This window comes from Ignavibacteriales bacterium (assembly GCA_016700155.1).
Taxonomy (GTDB): Bacteria; Bacteroidota; Ignavibacteria; order Ignavibacteriales; family Ignavibacteriaceae.
In genome coordinates, this window is sequence record CP065001.1 from 4,263,953 (window position 1) to 4,282,532 (window position 18,580).

Genomic DNA, 18,580 nt, shown 5'->3' on the forward strand with positions numbered 1-18,580 from the left:
AATTTCCTTTCATTATGCGTAATGATACTTTTTGTTAATCGATAGTTATACATAAATAAGAATCATCAATAAGTAAAATTATCGGTTAACATACTTGAAAATGATTGATTTACCATCATCCAACAAACGGATGAAGAAGTAACTATTACTTTGTGCCCCCAGGGTACATGCTTCATAGTTGTAATTAATTTTATTTCCCAAAATCTCTTGAATTTTATCTTCTGCCTGAAAGTATATATCGTCCTGTTTACTAGCGGGCCACGATCTGACTACGGACAAAATATCATGATAATCTTTCGTAGATACTTCTATTAATGCAATTGATATATAATCCCCATGTATGTCAGGATATGATGCATCTTTGAATAAAAACTTTGCTGATGAAGGGAACGTGATTTTCGTGTTGAATGTAAACTCAGATTCGTAAAATGATTCTGTAGGATAAAATGCTGTATAAGTAGAGTAGAACGAAATGATAAGTGTGGCTGCTATAAAATAGTATTTTATTTTCCGATCATTACTGATACTTAAATATCCCATGGAAATTAGTTTTTTCCGAACAGGAATGGTCATTAAAAATAGTAACCCTGTTACCAGACCAATTGAGATTGTTATAAAAACATAAATAAAAATTTCAACCAACATGTTTGTTTATTTATTTGAGTTAAAACTTAATAGTTGTATGCATAAAGCTTTATAAAATATTTTAATGACATTAGTTTATTCTTTATATAAATTCTTAAACCTGGATTTAAGTTCTTTCAGAATTGAGTTGAAAGCTACTGTCTTATCTTTATTGACAATGTTTTTATCATTAATAATAAAAGCCGCCTTTGAATAGTTTGAATACGAATCTGATTCAGCGGTCAGATAAAGATATTCGTTTCTTACATCCCACATTGAAGCGCTCAGTTTGAAATATGAATCAACTTCAGTTCCCGGAACTATCCAGCCGAGAATTATTGTGATATAAGTCCACGACCAGAAATTACCATACTTATCAATATCATTTATGCCCCGAATAACAAGTACCGCATCAGCATTATGACGGGCTGCCGCAAGACGGATTGTTTTTATATTGGAATCACCAACCATGCTTGATGGGATAATAAATATTTCTGAGAATAAACTATCGTCGATGGATTTTAGTGTATCTAAAATTTTGGCTTTATCGTTTTCAACCCATCTCCAATATGTGTTCTGCCAGTAGTTAACAACTTGCTGATCAAGATAAACAGCGAGTCTAAGCGGTGCTGTGAGCTGCGGCTTTAATGTCAGTACCTTTTGGATGTCTGCATCATTTGTAATTACATCATATGATAACTTTTTGTTAATCAATCCCTGGTCAAAGCCGGAACCAGCGCAGCCGCAATAAAGTATTAATAAAGGAAGTATTAAAAAATAAATTGGCTTCATAATTTTTCCCTCCGGATTTTTGACGGGCTTATCATTTTTTAAAGATTTTCTTAAAGCATAAATGTTATTACAGAGAATTATCTATTTCGCCGGTTCCCAAATATATTCTCCATTACGATTTATATATCCGAACTTTCCATCAACTCTTACCAAAGCAAGTCCGTTGCTGAATCCATACGCATAATCATAAATCGGCTCTATGATAAATTGTCCGGCAGTATTAATAAATCCCCATTTGCCGTTATTTTTAATTGCAGCAAGACCCTCGCTGAATCCGGACACTTCATCAAATTGCGGTTCAAGTACAAACTTACCTTGCGCGTTAATGTATCCCCATTTACTAGATTGTTTAACAAGCGCTAGTCCATCATTAAAAGGAAATACTTCCTGGTAGACAGCCGGTATAATTAGTGAATCGTTTGTATCAACGAATCCCCAGCTTCCATTTAATTTTACAGGTGCAAGCGAGTTAGAAAAATGTTTTACTGATTCAAATCTTGGTTTAACTACTATCTTTCCTTTCTTATCAATGAATCCTCTCTTACCGTTAAGAGTTATGTTGGCATAACCGTCACAAAAATTTCCGGCATTGTCAAACTGAAGCGGTATAACCATTTCCCCATTACGATCTATATAACCGAACTTATCGGATACAACAAAGAATAAAAATTTTTTTATAACTTCTACCCAGGCAAGCCCTTCTGAAAAATCACCGGCATTGTCAAACTCTGCCGGAATAACGGGGTTGAATGATGTATCGATAAATCCCCAGAGAGAGTTTGTAAAAACACCTTTACCATTTTTCAGCACGCGGGCTCTTTCATTATAAAACAAACCGGCTTCACTAAAGCCGGAAAGGAATCCAGATATACTTGCAAACTCACCTTTAGTATTGATGTAACCCTTATCCTCAACTATTGGTGATTTTTTATTTACACCTGTTCCGGAATCACCAATTTTTACATAGGCAAATCCGCTGTAAAAGTTTGAAGCTTGTAAATACTGGGGTTCGATTACAATTGTCCCGGTTTCATTTATATATCCCCATTTGCCGTTTTGAATAACGGGAAAAAGTTTTTCCTGACTGATAGTAAGAGAATTAAATCCTATAAAAAATATTATAAAAAGGAGAGAAAAAATTTTATTCATTTGACGTCCCTTCATAGCCCGATGCAATGCCTTTCAAACATACCATTATGTATGTATTCCCCAATTAGTAATTATTTAAATGTACGTTCTCAAATTACTTAAAACATTTTACATTAGTTCGATAACACTTATACTTAACCCGGAGCCCAGCCAACACCAACATTCCAGAAAATAGCTTCATCAATATTAATTTCGTCGTTAGTCTCCTGGTTTACCAAACGAAGATTTTCAACTTTTATTGTCACATAGTAAAATGTATTCCAGACAGGTTCTTTAATCGGGTTATCTTCGGATACAGAAAAAGATAATCTGCCGGATACAGCCATATACTTTTTAGTCACTCCTTCATTCGGATAACCAACATCATTACAGAAGTTGAAATAGATGCTGTCGGGGTGATTCGCCGCAACCTCAATCACAACTTTTATGTTTGGATTAGAAATACTAATGTCAAAAACCTGCCGTTTCTTTGTAAGTTTAATTTCGTTTGTGTTTATCCCGACGGTTAATGCTTTTGTGCTGTCTAAAAATTGATAAACAAAAATATTCCCGCAGCCGCGACTCACAATAATTTTATCCGGTTTGGTAATGCCATCAGGATAAACGTAAACAGTTTCGGTCTCTTCACAGGAAATGAAAAGAAGTGCGAAGAATAAAATAAAAATGTGTTTCACACTGAAATTCTCCTTCCTTATATAAAAACCGTTTTTAATAAAATGAGATTATTTCTCCTGCTTTCTTTTTTTGAGCGATTCTAAAATTCTCATTGCGTATTCGCAAAATTTGCTAGCATAATCCTTAGCTAATACACTTAGCACAGGGATAGCTTCATCGGGGTAATATGAAGTTATATTGAAAAGAGCTCTCCAGATTAATTCATCGTTCTTTTCATGTGTTTCAAAAGGAGCTATCTCACCTTTAATTATCTTGTTTAAAAAATCTGCCCCCGAGGCTCTTAACGCAATGTCATCATATCTCGCTACCTCAGCATCTTCTAAATTAATCTTTGCTTTACCGATATTTGATGTAACGATATCGGTGTTAAAAAATCTATATCGCGCATCATATTCCTCTCCCTTCTTCAAGACGAAATCGCTGATTAGCAAAAACTCAAAAGGTCGTATTCCATCACTACGCAATAACACAACGCAAGAACTGACATGATAAAAAGATGCACTTCTCCTCCATATACTATCTGAATCTTTGAACTCCTGTTGAAGTAATTCCATCTTTTGACTATCGTATTCAAAACTAGTTGGAGTGTTATTGATTATATAAATCGGGATAGCACCATCTTTGATATTCTCGAAGTCAGCATACAAGTACATAATATCTTTGTAAATGGGTATATGCGCGGGAAGTTCACTTATCGGTTTTGAATCCCAGTACTTCGTTTCATCAAATTTGGGAGAGGTTACATAAACCGTATCGGTTGAATACTCCTGGCAATAAATAACAGCAGGGAAAAACAAAACGATAATTATGAGAAAGATTATCTGTGTTGATTTTATTTTGGTCTTCATAACTTTTAAATCCTTTAAAAGTAGTTGATTCCAGATAGGTTAAGACAGGGGCGGGAGCTATTTAATAAAATACGATCAGGAGTAACATTCATTGTACAGCAGCCCATTAATTTTCCCGCTAAATATTTAACACCAACTTAGGCGAAACAATTTTTTAAGTCAAACTAAAAATGTGTGTGGTTTGTTGTTGGTCTTGAATTTTGCAAATAGTTCTTTGTCTTTCTTAGTGTTTCTAAGTGAACTTAGTGTCTAAGTGGTAAAATGCCTTAGAAATCTCAGCCCGCAAAACAATTACTAATCGCATCAACAAGATTTTCAACTGCAATTATTTTTATATCATTTTTCTTTAATCCCGCGGTGTTGTTCTGTGGAATGATAACTCTTTTAAAACCGAGTTTAGCGGCTTCCTGTATTCTCTTTTCGATGTTGCTAACACTGCGTACTTCTCCGCCAAGCCCTACTTCACCAATTACTACGGTGTTGTTATCTGCGACTTTATCTAATAGATTAGAGGCAATACTGCAGCAGACAGCAAGATCAATAGCTGGCTCATAAATTTTTACACCGCCAGCCATATTTAGAAAAACATTATTTGCTGATAATCTGTATCCGCATCTCTTCTCAAGTACAGCAAGGAGAATTGATAGTCTTCTGTAATCAAATCCTGTTGCAACGCGCTGCGGGTTTCCAAAGTTTGATGGTGTAACAAGCGCCTGTACTTCGAGTAGTATCGGTCGTGTGCCCTCCATACTTGCGGTTATAACCGAGCCTGATGTATTTCGGTCGCGTTCGCTTAAAAATAACTCACTGGGATTTGTGACTTCTCTCAATCCGTTTTCGCGCATCTCAAACACACCAATTTCATTTGTACTGCCGAACCGGTTTTTCTGTGCGCGTAAAATTCTGAACGAATGATGCGACTCGCCTTCAAACTGAATCACCGCATCAACAATATGCTCAAGTATCTTCGGACCCGCTATCGTTCCCTCCTTAGTAACGTGCCCGATGATGATAACAGAAAATCCTTTCTTCTTTGCTTCTTCCATAAACAATGAAGTTGATTCACGTATCTGTGTAATTGTTCCGGCAGAGTTCTGCATATCACTTCTCTGCATTGTCTGTATTGAATCTACAATTACTACTGCGGGTTCAATTTCGTTTATTGCAGAGATAATTGGATTAAGATCAGTCTCCGCAATTATATAGATATCATCCGAAGTAATTTTTAGTCTTGATGAACGGAGTTTGATCTGTTTTAAAGATTCTTCGCCAGTTACATACAGGACTTTGTTTTTAATTGTTGCGGCAGTCTGTAATGCGAGTGTTGATTTGCCGATTCCCGGATCACCGGCAAGAAGTATTACAGAGCCGGGCATAATCCCTCCGCCAAGAACACGATCAAATTCGTTAATGCCTGTCATTATTCTGTCTTCTTCCGCGGCAGAAATTTCATTTATCTTCTTCGCTGTGAAAGGAGATTTAGTTCGTGCTGATTTGTTCTTTGTGGGTTCAATTATTTCTTCGGTGAATGAATTCCATGAATCACATTCAGGACATTTGCCTATCCATCTTAGTGATTCGTACCCGCAGTTTGAGCAGATGTATTTTATTTTAGGTTTAGCCATGATTTTTTTACCACTAAGGCACTAAGGGCACTTAGAAACACTAAGAAGATGGAAGTTTCGAAAATTCTTCTGTAACAAGCGGGATTAAACTTTCGGTTATGTTTTCACAATTAAAATTGATTAGCAATCCTTTGGGTTTGCCTGTCAATTTTAAATATGATAGTAATTGGGCTTTATATACTGGTATCATGATTTCAACAGCTTTCAATTCAACAATGACAATATCATTTACCAATAAATCGAGTACCAAAGTTGTTCCGAGATCTTTTCCTTTATACAAAACTGGAACCGGAATATGTTTGTTAACAATTAATCCAGCCGAAGTTAATTCTTCAATCAAACAGGTTTCATAAACAGATTCTAATAATCCGGGACCAAGCTGCTTATGCACTTCAATCGCACAACCGACAATTTTATAAGAAATCTGGTTAACTATTTCTTTGGTAATTGTTTTCATTTCTTCTTAGTGAAACTTAGTGTTCTAAGTGTCTTAGTGGTTAATTTCCTTTAATACCTTCTCATGGTTACTGTAATCTCTTTTTACCACTCAGGCACTCCCGAAGGGATGCCTTCGGCATAAGGGCACTTAGAAACACTAAGGCTCTGGAATATATCATAAAAACTTTTTTACAATCTCTTCAACGCCGGACAGTGCTGAACTGATTTTATCTACATCTTTTCCACCAGCTGTTGCAAGATGCGGTCTTCCGCCGCCTCCGCCGCCGACAAGCTTTGCGAGTTCGCCGACAATTTTCCCCGCACTGAGTTTTTTATCTTTAATTAGATCATCACTTACAACACAAACAATTCCGGCTTTACCTTCGGGTTCAGCAAACAAAACACCGACACCGCTTTTAATACGATTGCGTAATTCATCACCGAAGGATTTTAATTCATCCATTGTGTCTGCGTTTATCTTGCCCTTATAAACTTTGATGGAATCAACTTCAGAATATTTGGAAAGTACCGGATCAACCTGGTTTAACTTACCAGCCATTTTAAGTTCAGAGATTTCTTTCTCAAGTTTTTTCCTTACATCGGTTAATTCAGCAATTTTTTCTTCGGAGTTTTTAAGAAGACCTAGTTGAGATAAAATATACTGCTCAACACCAAGTCCAGTTACGGCTTCGATTCTTCTTACACCGCTAGCAATTGACGATTCACTAACAATTTTAAACAAACCGATCTGTGAAGAATTTTTAACGTGAGTTCCTCCGCAGAACTCCATACTAAAATCACCAAACTGAACAACGTTAACCTTATCGCCGTACTTGTCACCAAAGAACATCAGCGCGCCCATCTTCTTTGCAGTGTCAAATGGAATGTTACGGTGATGCTGAAGCTCAATATTTTTTCGCAGCTCTTCATTCACAAGCGATTCAATATCCCTGATTTCTATTTCACTTAACTTTGAAAAATGAGTGAAGTCAAAACGCAATCTGTCCGGACCAACATACGACCCAGCCTGGTGAACATGTGTTCCTAAAATTTTTCTTAAAGCGGCATGAAGAAAATGAGTCGCGCTGTGATTACGCATTATGTCCCATCTTCGTTTTTCATCAACGAGTGCAAGAACAGAATCACCCGGTTTTATAAGACTATTCTGTTCATTATCTATAACGTGAATTGTTTTGTTGTCTGTCTTTGTAACATCAACAACCGGGAGTGAATTTGAACTAACAGAAATTACACCGAGATCATCGATCTGTCCGCCGGCTTCAACATAAAAAGGAGTTTTGTCGAGAATGACAAGATCTTTCCCGTTATCCTTTTTGTGTCCGATAATTTTTGATGAAGATTTTAATTCATCATAACCGGTGAATACAGAACTGGTGTCTTTATCAAACGTAAAATCATTTAAGTTATCAAGGTTGATATTCACCGAAGCAAATTTTTCTTTTGATGCATCACGTCCGCGTTGTTTTTGTTCCTCCATCAATTTGTTGAATCCGTCTTCATCAATGGCAAAACCTTTTTCACGAGCCATTACGTTTGTGAGATCGACAGGGAAACCGAAAGTATCGTAAAGTTTAAAAACATCATTTCCTGAAATTACTTTTGATTCTTTCATATTCTGAACAAGCGAATCAAACAGTTCTATTCCTCTGTCAAGAGTCACATTAAAACTTTCCTCTTCAGCTTTAATAACTTTTTCAACATACTTTTGCTTTTCGGCAAGTTCAGGAAAAACATTTCCCATATTCTTTACAAGAGTATAAACGAGTTTATGAAGAAATGGTTTATTGAGATTTAATTTTCTCCCGTAACGAGCGGCTCTTCTTAAAATTCTGCGAAGCACATATCCGCGACCATCATTACCGGGAACAGCACCATCAGCAATTGCAAACGATAGAGTTCTTATATGATCTGCAATAACACGCATTGCTATTTTATCTTCTTCTTTTTCATATGCGATGTTAGAGATCTTTGAAATCTCATTTATCATCGGCATAAAAACATCGGTGTCATAGTTAGAACTTTTTTTCTGAAGTACTGCGCATACACGTTCAAAGCCCATTCCCGTATCAACATGCTTTGCGGGAAGGTCGTGAAGTTTTCCTGTTTCATCACGGTTATACTGAATGAAAACAAGGTTCCAAATTTCAATACATTCCGGAACTCCCGCGTTTACATATTTAGGATTATCATAATCATCACTAAGATTTATGTGAATCTCCGAACAAGGACCGCAAGGACCGGTTTCACCCATCTCCCAGAAATTATCTTTCTCATCAAAACGTAAAATATGATCTGGATTTATATCTGTCTTACTTTTCCACAATTCAAGTGCTTCGTCATCCGTTCTGTAAACCGTAGCCCAGATTCTTTCCTTTGGAAGTTTCCATACATCAGTGAGTAATTCCCATGCCCATTCAATTGCTTCTGATTTATAATAATCGCCGAACGACCAGTTGCCAAGCATTTCAAAAAATGTGTGGTGATAAGTATCGTGACCAACTTCTTCAAGGTCGTTATGTTTGCCGCTTACGCGAATACATTTTTGTGTGTCAGCCGCTCGTTTGTATTCGCGTGTTCCTTTGCCGAGGAATACGTCTTTGAATTGATTCATTCCCGCGTTGGTGAATAATAATGTCGGATCATCGAATGGAACTACCGGTGAACTTGGTACGATTCTATGTTCTTTTGATTTGAAAAAATCTAAAAATTGCTGTCTGATTTCAGTTGATGTCATTGTATTCTTGTTGTTAAAAATTGTGCAGCAAAGATAATAAATATAGGTTTAAGCGGGAAGGAGAGTTATCCTGCTAAACCTGAAAAGGAAAAATTATGGGGTAGCCGTAACCTTCAGGTTGCGGGATTAGGGATGTTAGGCAGGCTGAAGCCTGCGCCTACCGGCGGTCTTTTAAATTAATGGTGTGGGTGAAAACAACTTGTCAATTTGTAACTATTTTTTTCTCAAGCAGTTCGATCTTCTTTTCAACATCAGCTTTTTCTTTTTCGCTTAATGTTAATTTGGAAATGGAAACATATTCACCGTACGCTTCTTCATTCAGTCCTTTGTTAAAAAGAATATCAGCAAAGAAAATTCTGTATGATGTAATTTCTTTTACGGATGGATACTTTCTATATGTTTCTTTTGCTGCAATAACTGCGGATTCATTAAATCCATTTTCTGATAATTGTTTTGCCCCATTCAAACGTTTAATACCATAGTCGTGATTTTCTAAAGTATTATTTTTTTTACCGTTTTCATTTGTACCATACACCGCGGTGTCGTGCGATTTACTCTTTTCTTTTTTTCTCGGGGCATTTAACATGTCTTCCATAGCTAACGCGAGCAGAAGTTCTTCGGTTGTCATCTTTTTAATATCTGAAACCAATACTGCGGAAGATTCTTTCAGCATAAAAAAGGAATTGCTGTTTGAGATTCTGACAGAAGAATTTTTTTCTGTCATCAGCATTGAAGTTGAATTGATAGTTTCACCTGAACTGACTTCAATCCACTTTTCTTCTCCGGCGGGTAATTTCTTAACGGTTCCGGATACTTTTTCTACTTTGAATGATTGCGCGTTCAAAGTGATTATGCTTAATAATATCAGTAATAATGTTTTCATATTAACCTCAAAGTACTTTAATAAACATCAATAATTTCTACTTTATTTTTTGCGAGTCCGTAAGAATCGATTGCTTCAGAATAAAATTTTGCTGATCCTGTTTTCCATGCTGTTTCAAAATCTGTCAATGAAGTCGTTTCAACGGGTATCCAAACTTCATCTCCGCCGTTTTCATTTTTACGCACAAATATTTTTCTGTCATTAGCAGTAATTATTCCTGCTTGTGCGGGAGACAATTCAGTGTTAACCAGAAGATTTACGTGTCTTATCCCCCCGGTTTCTTTGTAATCGACTAAAGCGGTTTCAATTCCAACACTCTCAAGAATCGAACTGAAGCAGACACTGAGATCATCACAGTCGCCGCCTTTTAATTCTTTTGTCTGATGCGGGAACTGTACGTGTTCAGCAGATGCTCTGGGGTCAGAGATATAAACAAGATTACTCACGAATTCATTAAAAAGGATTTTTGTTTTATAATATTTCAGCAGGTTTGATGCCGATGAATCAAGCTCTTGTTTATACTTACTCAAAATATTTTTTGAATAGTTCATTGAATAAGTAAGATCTTTTTTAATGAAGTAACGAAGATTTTTTACATTACCATCCCAGGCGTTTATTCCATTTACGAGCAACGGTTTTTGAATATGATCATCTGTGTTTTCGCTTTCTGTTATCAGGTAAAAATCAGCGGATGCTATTTCCGAACGCTCTTTGTTGTATGAATCACCTATCAATGCGAAAAATTTTATTTCAATAGTATCGTTAGGCGGAATAGTTATTGACGGCGATTGAAATTTATCCTGGTTTATCCCATCTATTCTGCATGCCGGTTTAACAACAAGTGGTTTGTCGGTGAGGTTTACAACTTTGCCAACGGCTATGGGAGAATCAATATATTCTTCAGACAATGTCGGATATATTTCATTCACCAGTTGTAAATCAAGAAGTTCGGCTTTCTTCTCTACAAGTGTATTTAATGTTAGTGAAAATGTAAGAACAGCCTTATCAAAACTATACCGGTTATTAAGAACATTGTTTAATCCTTCATCCCTGAAAGTATTGTAAGATGAAATTCCGTTTCGTTCTGAAAAATATTTTACACCGGAAAGTGTAACGCCCCATAAGTTTGTCGCGTATGATACCGCTGGTAGAATTCCGGCAACAAACGGCTGCTGATGTTTGTTGTGAAGAGTTGTAACACTGAATCCAAGATTTCCATTTGAAGAATGATGGATATAATTCACTCCCGCTAAAAATGAATTATCACTTTCATATAAAACGTTGATGTTAAATGATCTTGCGGGCGAATAAGTTATTCCCGTCATAAATCCGCGTGTGGCTTTTAATTCATATTCATTTAACGAAGGATTATCGTGAGACTTGCCAAAATTTAATAGGTTGATTGAAGACGCTGTTACAGAAAGTTCATCAGAAAAAAAATAATTAAGACCCAGATCAGCTTTCCAGAAATTTCTTTTTGAATTTTCTGAATTTCTGACAATGTAAAGTGTATCCGAAAATACAGGGACCAAAAACTCCTGGCTGAAATCTTCTTCAAACATTCTTAAAGAAAATCCTGCTGAAAACTCCGGGGTGAACAAATATGAATATCCAAATCCAAACAGTTCCTTATAAGTAAAATTTGAAGTGAGTGATTGAACAGTTGAGTCTTCAAAAATAATTGATTCACCCGAATTGAACACAAACTCCTTTTGATATCCTGGAGTATATCGGGCTGAGAAGGAGTGTCCGTCTATTTTTTTTGAAAGTGAGATTATAAAGATGTTCGACGAAAGATTATCAGAAAATTCTCCGCCATAGCTTACATTAAATCCCCAGTCTTTCAGCGGATTATAATTTCCCGGGTTGCTTTCAAATCCATTTAATACTGCTGTTTTGTTTTTTGAAATACCCCAGTATCCGTTAAGACCGAATGATGATTGACCATATGTGTTTAATATGACCATAAGTGAAAATTGTATTATTACAAATATTTTTTTGATCAAGGAATCTCGACAACTATACTGTGAATACTTTGTGATCTGACAAACAACTCGTTATCCGTAGAAACATGTTTCCCTTCATATTTTCTGACGAGCGAAACAACTATCTGGTTGAATCGGTCTTTAGGAATTGCATTCAGTAATCCCGGGGGAATAACAAGACTTCCGTCATCGGCAGTTTTAATTTTATATAAAGGTATTGCAATGTGATTGTTCCTAAGCTTTGCACCTATGATCACCTCAACAGGAAGTGGTGAAGTGTTGGTCCAGGTAAGCATTGCCTGTAGCCTGTTATTAGCATTTGAACGATTGATTACAAGACTGCCGGTTATTTCCGGTGGTGTCGGAATATCGAATGAAGTTATAAGAGCTACTCCAAGTCTTAATTTGAAGTTTATGGCAGAGTTATAAATAAAATTAAACGGATCCGAATGATTTCCTCTTCCTCTGTAAAGAAGATGCTGCCATCCTAAAGTGGTATCTCTTATTCCGTTTCTGTCTTTAAATCTGATTTTAAATGGAACCTGGTTTGCTTCAACATCATTAAAACTAACATTGCCAAGTATTCTTGTTCTGTAGCCGATGAGTCTTTCGTTCAAATCAAAGTATGGAACAGTTCTGTCAAAAAATATTGCCTGGGCACTTGATATGTTCGTTGTAAATGAGTTGTCTGTGATCTTTATTCCGCTGACAGCAATATAATTTGTGAATCTTAAAAACTCCTCAACTGTTCCTGTTGAATCGATGCCTTTACTAATTTCACTTTCGGGGTCAGAGGTTATAACTTCAATCTCAACATTGTCGCTGTTTCCTGTTTCGGGTTCAAGAACAACCGGTGATGGTTTATCACATCCGTAAACAAAAAGTATTATTGCAAGCAGTGCTAAATATTTATTCAATCTGGTCATTGTTGTTAAACTTAATATTGCCGGTTAATTTAGTCAATTCTGTATTCAATATGATCTTGTGATTTAAAGCATAACGAAGCTGCCGGGCTTTTATGAATGAGGGAAAGCTTATTCATTTTTCGACAGCTTCTGTTATGCAATTATTAAATATTTATCAGAACATTCTTACTGTGTATGGAATACCCCAGGATTCACTTTCAACCGGGGCAACATCATCAAAGATCACCTGTTTTGGGAATGCATTTATTATTGCATGGAAGAATCCCGGGAACTGATGTGTTCTGAAGTATTGCTGATAAACTTTTAAGTACACACCGCCTGAAGGTGTTGAAGAAACAAGATTAAACTTTCTTTTTGCTCTGTGCAGACCAAGCCTGTCGGCACCGTAAGTAAGAGTTACAAAATCTTCTTCTTCATATGCGCTTGTTACTTCAACGGTTACACGAACTGAATCACCTCTGAGTACAGATGGTAATTGTCTCCACCAGTGGGGTCCTCTCGATAAGAAAAATTCATTAGGTGATGTGATAACTATTTCATCTCCGTTAGGAAGCAGTATTGTTGTTTTTGTTATATCAATATTTCTGTTAGGAGTTCCGCCTTCGGGTAAAGAGATCGCTCCGATTTTCCAGTTACGCCATGGACGGGGTGTGTTTGCAATCTTTACAAAGATAATTTTTCTCACCATAACAGCAGTGAAAGGTTTTTGAAAAACTGAATCAGGTTGAGTAGCTGCCGAATCATAAGATGCTGCTACAAATAAAACGCCTTCAAATGTTTTTGTAAGTGTGCCGTAAGCTGTGTCGCCAACTATATCAACAGAAAGTGTCCTGTTAACCAATCTCATTCTCTGACCGACTCTAAACGGATAGATTTCGGTAGTTGTTTTACCGAGTATATCCGATAGTCCGCCTTCATCATAGTTTGGTTCAAATGATGCTAATGAAGAATCTTCATCTGCAAGCTTTTCAAACGTTGCCTGATCTGTTGTTGGCTCACCGTCTTCGGGATCAACAGAAGAATTATCACAACCCGCAAGTATGAAAATAAAGATTGCCGCGAATGCCGTAAGCATTTTCAGAAAGATCTTAGATTGTTCCATTTCGTACTCCTTTTATTTATTGATTTATTTTAATTTTTCTTCCACTCATTCGGAAATAAACAACTAAACAATCGTGCCAGTATAGAAATCCCTGTTTATACTTTGATTAGCTGATTTTCTGATGAATTGCTCTGCATGAATAATCAATTGAAACGCATGGTTATTTTTTTTCAAGCAAATTGACGGGTAAACTAAGGCAGAATTAAGAGAAAAATATTATTATTAGGAAAGTAATCCAATTGTTCCCGCACAAAATACTTACATAATAAAAGGAGAATGCGATGCTCAAAGAATTCAAACAATTTGCAATGAGAGGCAATGTTGTTGATCTGGCTGTCGGTATAATTATCGGCGGTGCCTTCGGAAAAATTGTGTCATCACTCGTTGGCGATATTATTATGCCACCGATCGGAGTTCTGCTCGGGGGTGTAGATTTCAGCACGCTTGCTATAACAATAAAGGCGGCATCTGAAGGTGTGGAGCCGGTTGTAATCAAATATGGTATGTTCATCAATACAATCATTGATTTTATAGTGATTGCTTTTTCAATCTTTATGCTGATTAAAGCAATGAATTCTTTCAAAAAGAAAGAAGAAGAAAAACCAGCTGCACCGCCAAAACCATCCGAAGAAGTTGTGCTGCTTAGTGAAATCAGGGATTTGTTAAAGAAGTAAATTATAAGCCGGCTGCTTTTTTGGTAGCCGGCATTTTTTTTCATGGCTGTTGTTTAAGTTCTCTTATTTCATTAACTGTTAATTCCCTCACACTGCCTGAATTCAATTCGCCCAGTAAAATATTTTTTATCCTTACACGTATCAGCCTTAATGTAGGGTGACCGGCTTTCGCTGTCATTTTTCTTACCTGCCTGTACCTGCCTTCGTTAATGATTATTTTTAACCAGGAGTCCGGAATATTTTTTCTGAATCTAATGGGAGGGTTTCTGTGCGGAATATTCAAAGGTGAAAATACTTCAACACTTGCCGGAAGTGTTTTGCGACCTTCAATTTCCACACCTTCTCTCAATTTATCCAATTCATCTTCGGAAGGAATGCCTTCAACCTGTACCCAGTATTCTTTCTCAACTTTCATTTCCGGATTAAGCAGTCTGTCAGTTAGTTCTTTATCATTTGTTAAAAGAAGCAATCCTTCACTATCCATATCTAACCTTCCTACAGGATAAACATTGGGTGGAAAGTTAAAGCAGCCGGCAAGAGTTTTTCTTCCTGATTTGTCTGTGAACTGAGACAGAACTCCATAAGGTTTGTTTAGAATAAAATATTTATAGTCACTCATTTTTGAACTGCGATATCCATTTTTTTAAGGAACATTAAAGAGTCAGCCTCGTCTGACAGTAGTAATATTACTTTTTATCTAAGTAAAGATTAGTTATTTTGGCGCTGTTAATTTAAGCAAATATTAGTGTAATTAGCCCCAGGCGGAAGAAACATGTCATTCAGGGATCAAAAAAAAATTCTTGAAATCCTAAAGCGATACGAGAATAAATTTGACAGGAAAGAACTTGATGATTATAAAATGTTTTTGAAAAGGGATAAAGATGAAGAGGAATTTGATACTGTGTCAATGAAACGGCTAAAGGAACTTCAAGATAAATACTTTGTGGCGCCTGACAGATCCAAACTGGATGCTTTGTTCAAAAAAAAAGAAGAATAAACTCTCCACTTTGACTATGAATCTCCCAACTTTACCGGCTGGTTACATTTACTCTAACAAATTATACTTTTTTTCATTTCTGAGGTATAAATGGATCTCAAACTGCTGAACAGGATTTTTGCGGCATCAGTTTTTATAATTTCAGCCGTGGTTATGTTGTTAACCGTACAGCCATCAGTGTCTTTCTGGGATTGCGGCGAATTTATTGCTGCCGGTTATTATTTACAGGTACCGCATCCGCCGGGAACACCGTTCTTCCTCATACTCGGAAGAATTTTTTCAATGATACCATTTGTTGAAAATATTGGACTAAGAGTAAATTATATATCAATTCTATCCAGCGCGCTTTCAGTTCTGTTTCTTTATTTAATTGCTGTTAAACTGATTGAAAATTACCGCAGCAAAAAGTCTGAAAACGTATTAGATGCTCTGGGAACTTACATCGCTGCCGCAATAGGTGCATTGTCGTTTTCATTCAGTGATACTTTCTGGTTCAACGGTGTTGAAGCGGAAGTATATGCTTTCAGTACATTCCTGTTTGCAGCAGTTGTTTGGTTAATGATGCAGTGGCATGAAAAAGCAGATGAAAAGGATAACGAAAAATATCTTTTGATGATTGCATACCTTATCGGACTTTCCACAGGTGTTCACCTTATGAGCGTGCTTGCAATAGTCCCGGTTGTGATGATAATTATTTTCAGAAAATATGTTGACGATGAAGCTGCATTAAAACAAACCGGGCTGATCTTTTTGATTCATGCTGCTATTGTGTTGCTTGTAGCAGTTGTCTGGTGGGGCGGACTAAAATCAACTACACCACCCACACCGGAAGATTATAAAGCATTTGATTCTAACTTTAAAATAGGAGTAGTCTTAATCAGCGCATTGATAATGGGAATTTTCTGGAAAAAGATTTTCACAAAGAATTCTTTTTATATGCCGCTGATAATCGGAGGAATTGCGCTTGCTGTAACTTATCCGGGAATAGTAAAATATCTTCCTTCATTAATGACTGAGATTGCCGGCAATAATATTCTTATTGAGATAGTTCTTCTCGTAATAATTTTTGCTGCACTTGCGTACGGCGTTTATTATGCAACAAGAGAAAAGAAACCAACGCTTCATCTCGTATTTATGTCATTCATTTTTGCTCTTATAGGTTTCACCACATTCGCAATGGTTATCATCCGTGCTAACCAGGATCCTCCTATGAATGAAAATGAACCCAAAACATTTACTGAACTGGTTTCATACCTGAACAGAGAGCAGTATGGTGATTTCCCAACATTCAAAAGAAGATTTGCTACTGAGCCTCATCAGATGGTGGTGTACAACAATTACTCAAGCGATCTTGATTTCTTCTATTCATACCAGATGAATCATATGATGACGAGATACCTTCTGTGGAATTACGCCGGAAGAGAAGGATGGGTTCAGGATGATGGAGTAAACGTAGCGCCTTTCAATAGTATAGCAAATTATTTAGGAAAACTTATTTATATAAAATTTGATGGCGATGCTAAAGATTCGTTGTTCGGCATTCCATTCCTGATAGGCATACTTGGAATCTATTTTCAGTTCAGAAAAGACTGGAAAATGGGTTCCGTGTTTATGATAATGTTTATTCTTATGGGTTACTTAACTGCTTTTTATCAGAACCAGCAGCAACCCCAGCCCAGAGAACGTGATTACTTTTATGTCGGCGCGTTCTTCGTCTTCTCAATATGGATTGCAATCGGCGTCAGAGGGTTAGCTGATAAAGTTCAATCGCTTTTGAAAGAAGGTGCGTTAAAAAATGCGGCTGTAGGCGGCGTGTTTGCTCTTATGATAATTTTTATTCCGGTAAAAATGTTAATGGCAAATTATTATACTCACGACAGAAGTCGTAACTGGGTACCCTGGGATTATTCATATAATCTTCTTCAAAGCTGTGCGCCGAACGCAGTATTATTTACAAATGGTGACAATGATACATTCCCTCTCTGGTATCTTCAGGATGTGGAAGGAGTGCGCCGTGATGTGAAGATTGCTAACCTTAGTTTATTAAATACTCACTGGTACATCCGGCAGCTAAAGAATGTTGATCCGTATAATGTTGGTACTGTTAAGATGAGATTATCTGATGCACAAATTTCACAGATACAGCCGATAAGGTGGGATCCGAGAGATGTAACTATCTCAGCACCCAAAAGCGGAACCGGAACTGCCAATGATGTATTTCAGCAGTACAACCTTACAGATTCATCCGTAATAAAACAGGGAAACATAACTTTCAGGATGAATAACACACTTTCATTTGGTGATGTTAAAGCGATCCGCGTGCAGGATATAATGGTAAAAGAAATTGTTGAAGCAAATGCATGGGAAAGACCTATCTATTTTGCCGTTACCTGTTCTGATGACAGTAAAATAGGATTGAGCGATTATTTAAGAATGGAAGGAATGGCTCTTCGTTTTGTTCCTGAAAAACGTAAACCGGGAATTGAGTTTGTTAATGAAAAAGTGCTTAGTATGCAGCTTACAGAAAATCCTGATTACAGTAAAACATTCCAGCCGGGTTTTAAATTCCGCGGATTAAATGATTCAACAATTTTCTTTGATGAAAATCATAGAAGAATGACGCAGAATTACCGCAACGCATTTATAAGACTTGCTATTTATTATGTTAATACCGGCAATAATAATCTTGGTGTTGAAGCTTTGGATAATATGGAAAAGGTAATGCCGCGCAGTATCCAGCCAATGGAAATGGGATTGATGTTTGAAGTCGCAAACATTTATTACAACGCAAAAGGTATGGAACAGTATAAATCACTTGCGTATGAAGTTGAAAAGAAAGCAAGACATGAGCTTGATGTAAATCCCGGCGATATCCAGTCTTATTATAATCCTTACAGGATATTGATTGAAACCTATGAAAACCTTAATGAATACCGCAAAGCTATGGAGATATGGCAGCGTATAGAAACCTTGTATCCGAATGATCCAAACGTAAAAGCGAATGTTGAAAAGTACCGGGTGCTTGCTAATCAGCAGGATAGTCTTTCAAAGGTGAACAATTAATGATGCCGAAATGAATTGCTGTTCAAATATATTTTATAATTACA

The 18,580-nt window shown here is 36.7% G+C and carries 16 protein-coding genes; 3 read left to right on the top strand and 13 right to left on the bottom strand.

Features of this window, described 5'->3' with window-relative positions:
• Positions 1 to 78: 78 nt before the first annotated feature.
• From IPM56_17930 to IPM56_17985, 12 genes are all read right to left on the bottom strand, one after another.
• Positions 79 to 540 carry a hypothetical protein gene (locus tag IPM56_17930; GenBank protein ID QQS36092.1) on the bottom strand — a complete coding sequence of 154 codons (462 nt, stop codon included), beginning with the start codon at positions 538 to 540 and terminating at the stop codon, positions 79 to 81.
• A gap of 180 nt (positions 541 to 720) precedes the next feature.
• A complete protein-coding gene (locus IPM56_17935) occupies positions 721 to 1,416 on the bottom strand; it encodes a hypothetical protein (GenBank protein ID QQS36093.1) in 696 nt (231 codons plus the stop codon).
• Positions 1,417 to 1,497: 81 nt separating this feature from the next.
• Entirely contained in the window at positions 1,498 to 2,565 is a 1,068-nt protein-coding gene (locus tag IPM56_17940) for a WG repeat-containing protein (GenBank protein ID QQS36094.1), read from the bottom strand.
• Between the two features lie 134 nt (positions 2,566 to 2,699).
• Entirely contained in the window at positions 2,700 to 3,239 is a 540-nt protein-coding gene (locus tag IPM56_17945; protein QQS36095.1) for a hypothetical protein, read from the bottom strand.
• Between the two features lie 48 nt (positions 3,240 to 3,287).
• Positions 3,288 to 4,088 carry a hypothetical protein gene (locus tag IPM56_17950; GenBank protein ID QQS36096.1) on the bottom strand — a complete coding sequence of 267 codons (801 nt, stop codon included), beginning with the start codon at positions 4,086 to 4,088 and terminating at the stop codon, positions 3,288 to 3,290.
• Between the two features lie 275 nt (positions 4,089 to 4,363).
• Positions 4,364 to 5,713 carry a DNA repair protein RadA gene (radA, locus tag IPM56_17955; GenBank protein QQS36097.1) on the bottom strand — a complete coding sequence of 450 codons (1,350 nt, stop codon included), beginning with the start codon at positions 5,711 to 5,713 and terminating at the stop codon, positions 4,364 to 4,366.
• 40 nt (positions 5,714 to 5,753) lie between these two features.
• The gene (locus IPM56_17960) at positions 5,754 to 6,161 is read right to left on the bottom strand and encodes a GxxExxY protein (protein ID QQS38351.1); all 408 of its coding nucleotides are present in this window, start codon (positions 6,159 to 6,161) and stop codon (positions 5,754 to 5,756) included.
• Between the two features lie 165 nt (positions 6,162 to 6,326).
• A complete protein-coding gene (gene alaS / locus IPM56_17965; GenBank protein QQS36098.1) occupies positions 6,327 to 8,906 on the bottom strand; it encodes an alanine--tRNA ligase in 2,580 nt (859 codons plus the stop codon).
• Between the two features lie 202 nt (positions 8,907 to 9,108).
• Positions 9,109 to 9,789, bottom strand: a complete 681-nt coding sequence (locus IPM56_17970) for a hypothetical protein (GenBank protein ID QQS36099.1) — start codon at positions 9,787 to 9,789, stop codon at positions 9,109 to 9,111.
• A 17-nt stretch (positions 9,790 to 9,806) separates the two neighbouring features.
• Entirely contained in the window at positions 9,807 to 11,795 is a 1,989-nt protein-coding gene (locus IPM56_17975) for a hypothetical protein (GenBank protein QQS36100.1), read from the bottom strand.
• Positions 11,792 to 12,691 carry a hypothetical protein gene (locus tag IPM56_17980; GenBank protein QQS36101.1) on the bottom strand — a complete coding sequence of 300 codons (900 nt, stop codon included), beginning with the start codon at positions 12,689 to 12,691 and terminating at the stop codon, positions 11,792 to 11,794. The genes IPM56_17975 and IPM56_17980 overlap by 4 nt, the downstream gene beginning before the upstream one ends.
• 163 nt (positions 12,692 to 12,854) lie before the next feature.
• On the bottom strand, positions 12,855 to 13,802 hold the full coding sequence (locus IPM56_17985; protein ID QQS36102.1) for a hypothetical protein: 948 nt from the start codon (positions 13,800 to 13,802) through the stop codon (positions 12,855 to 12,857).
• 281 nt (positions 13,803 to 14,083) lie between these two features.
• On the opposite strand from IPM56_17985, the gene mscL reads away from it, so the two are divergent.
• Entirely contained in the window at positions 14,084 to 14,476 is a 393-nt protein-coding gene (gene mscL / locus IPM56_17990; GenBank protein QQS36103.1) for a large-conductance mechanosensitive channel protein MscL, read from the top strand.
• Positions 14,477 to 14,516: 40 nt separating this feature from the next.
• Here mscL and IPM56_17995 read toward each other — a convergent pair whose 3' ends face one another.
• Positions 14,517 to 15,095 (bottom strand): pseudouridine synthase, encoded by a 579-nt coding sequence (locus tag IPM56_17995; GenBank protein QQS36104.1) that lies wholly within the window; start codon positions 15,093 to 15,095, stop codon positions 14,517 to 14,519.
• A gap of 153 nt (positions 15,096 to 15,248) precedes the next feature.
• Here IPM56_17995 and IPM56_18000 point away from each other — a divergent pair, with 153 nt between their 5' ends.
• Both IPM56_18000 and IPM56_18005 read left to right on the top strand, forming a co-directional pair.
• Positions 15,249 to 15,473 (top strand): hypothetical protein, encoded by a 225-nt coding sequence (locus tag IPM56_18000; protein QQS36105.1) that lies wholly within the window; start codon positions 15,249 to 15,251, stop codon positions 15,471 to 15,473.
• Between the two features lie 90 nt (positions 15,474 to 15,563).
• Positions 15,564 to 18,536 (top strand): DUF2723 domain-containing protein, encoded by a 2,973-nt coding sequence (locus IPM56_18005; GenBank protein ID QQS36106.1) that lies wholly within the window; start codon positions 15,564 to 15,566, stop codon positions 18,534 to 18,536.
• The last annotated feature ends 44 nt before the right edge of the window (positions 18,537 to 18,580 follow it).

Coding starts and splice junctions, on each gene's coding strand:
- IPM56_17970 (QQS36099.1), bottom strand. CDS start 9,789: ATGAAAACATTATTACTGATATTATTAAGCATAATCACTTTGAACGCG.
- alaS (QQS36098.1), bottom strand. CDS start 8,906: ATGACATCAACTGAAATCAGACAGCAATTTTTAGATTTTTTCAAATCA.
- IPM56_17950 (QQS36096.1), bottom strand. CDS start 4,088: ATGAAGACCAAAATAAAATCAACACAGATAATCTTTCTCATAATTATC.
- mscL (QQS36103.1), top strand. CDS start 14,084: ATGCTCAAAGAATTCAAACAATTTGCAATGAGAGGCAATGTTGTTGAT.
- radA (QQS36097.1), bottom strand. CDS start 5,713: ATGGCTAAACCTAAAATAAAATACATCTGCTCAAACTGCGGGTACGAA.
- IPM56_17935 (QQS36093.1), bottom strand. CDS start 1,416: ATGAAGCCAATTTATTTTTTAATACTTCCTTTATTAATACTTTATTGC.
- IPM56_17985 (QQS36102.1), bottom strand. CDS start 13,802: ATGGAACAATCTAAGATCTTTCTGAAAATGCTTACGGCATTCGCGGCA.
- IPM56_18005 (QQS36106.1), top strand. CDS start 15,564: ATGGATCTCAAACTGCTGAACAGGATTTTTGCGGCATCAGTTTTTATA.
- IPM56_17930 (QQS36092.1), bottom strand. CDS start 540: ATGGGATATTTAAGTATCAGTAATGATCGGAAAATAAAATACTATTTT.
- IPM56_18000 (QQS36105.1), top strand. CDS start 15,249: ATGTCATTCAGGGATCAAAAAAAAATTCTTGAAATCCTAAAGCGATAC.
- IPM56_17940 (QQS36094.1), bottom strand. CDS start 2,565: ATGAATAAAATTTTTTCTCTCCTTTTTATAATATTTTTTATAGGATTT.
- IPM56_17995 (QQS36104.1), bottom strand. CDS start 15,095: ATGAGTGACTATAAATATTTTATTCTAAACAAACCTTATGGAGTTCTG.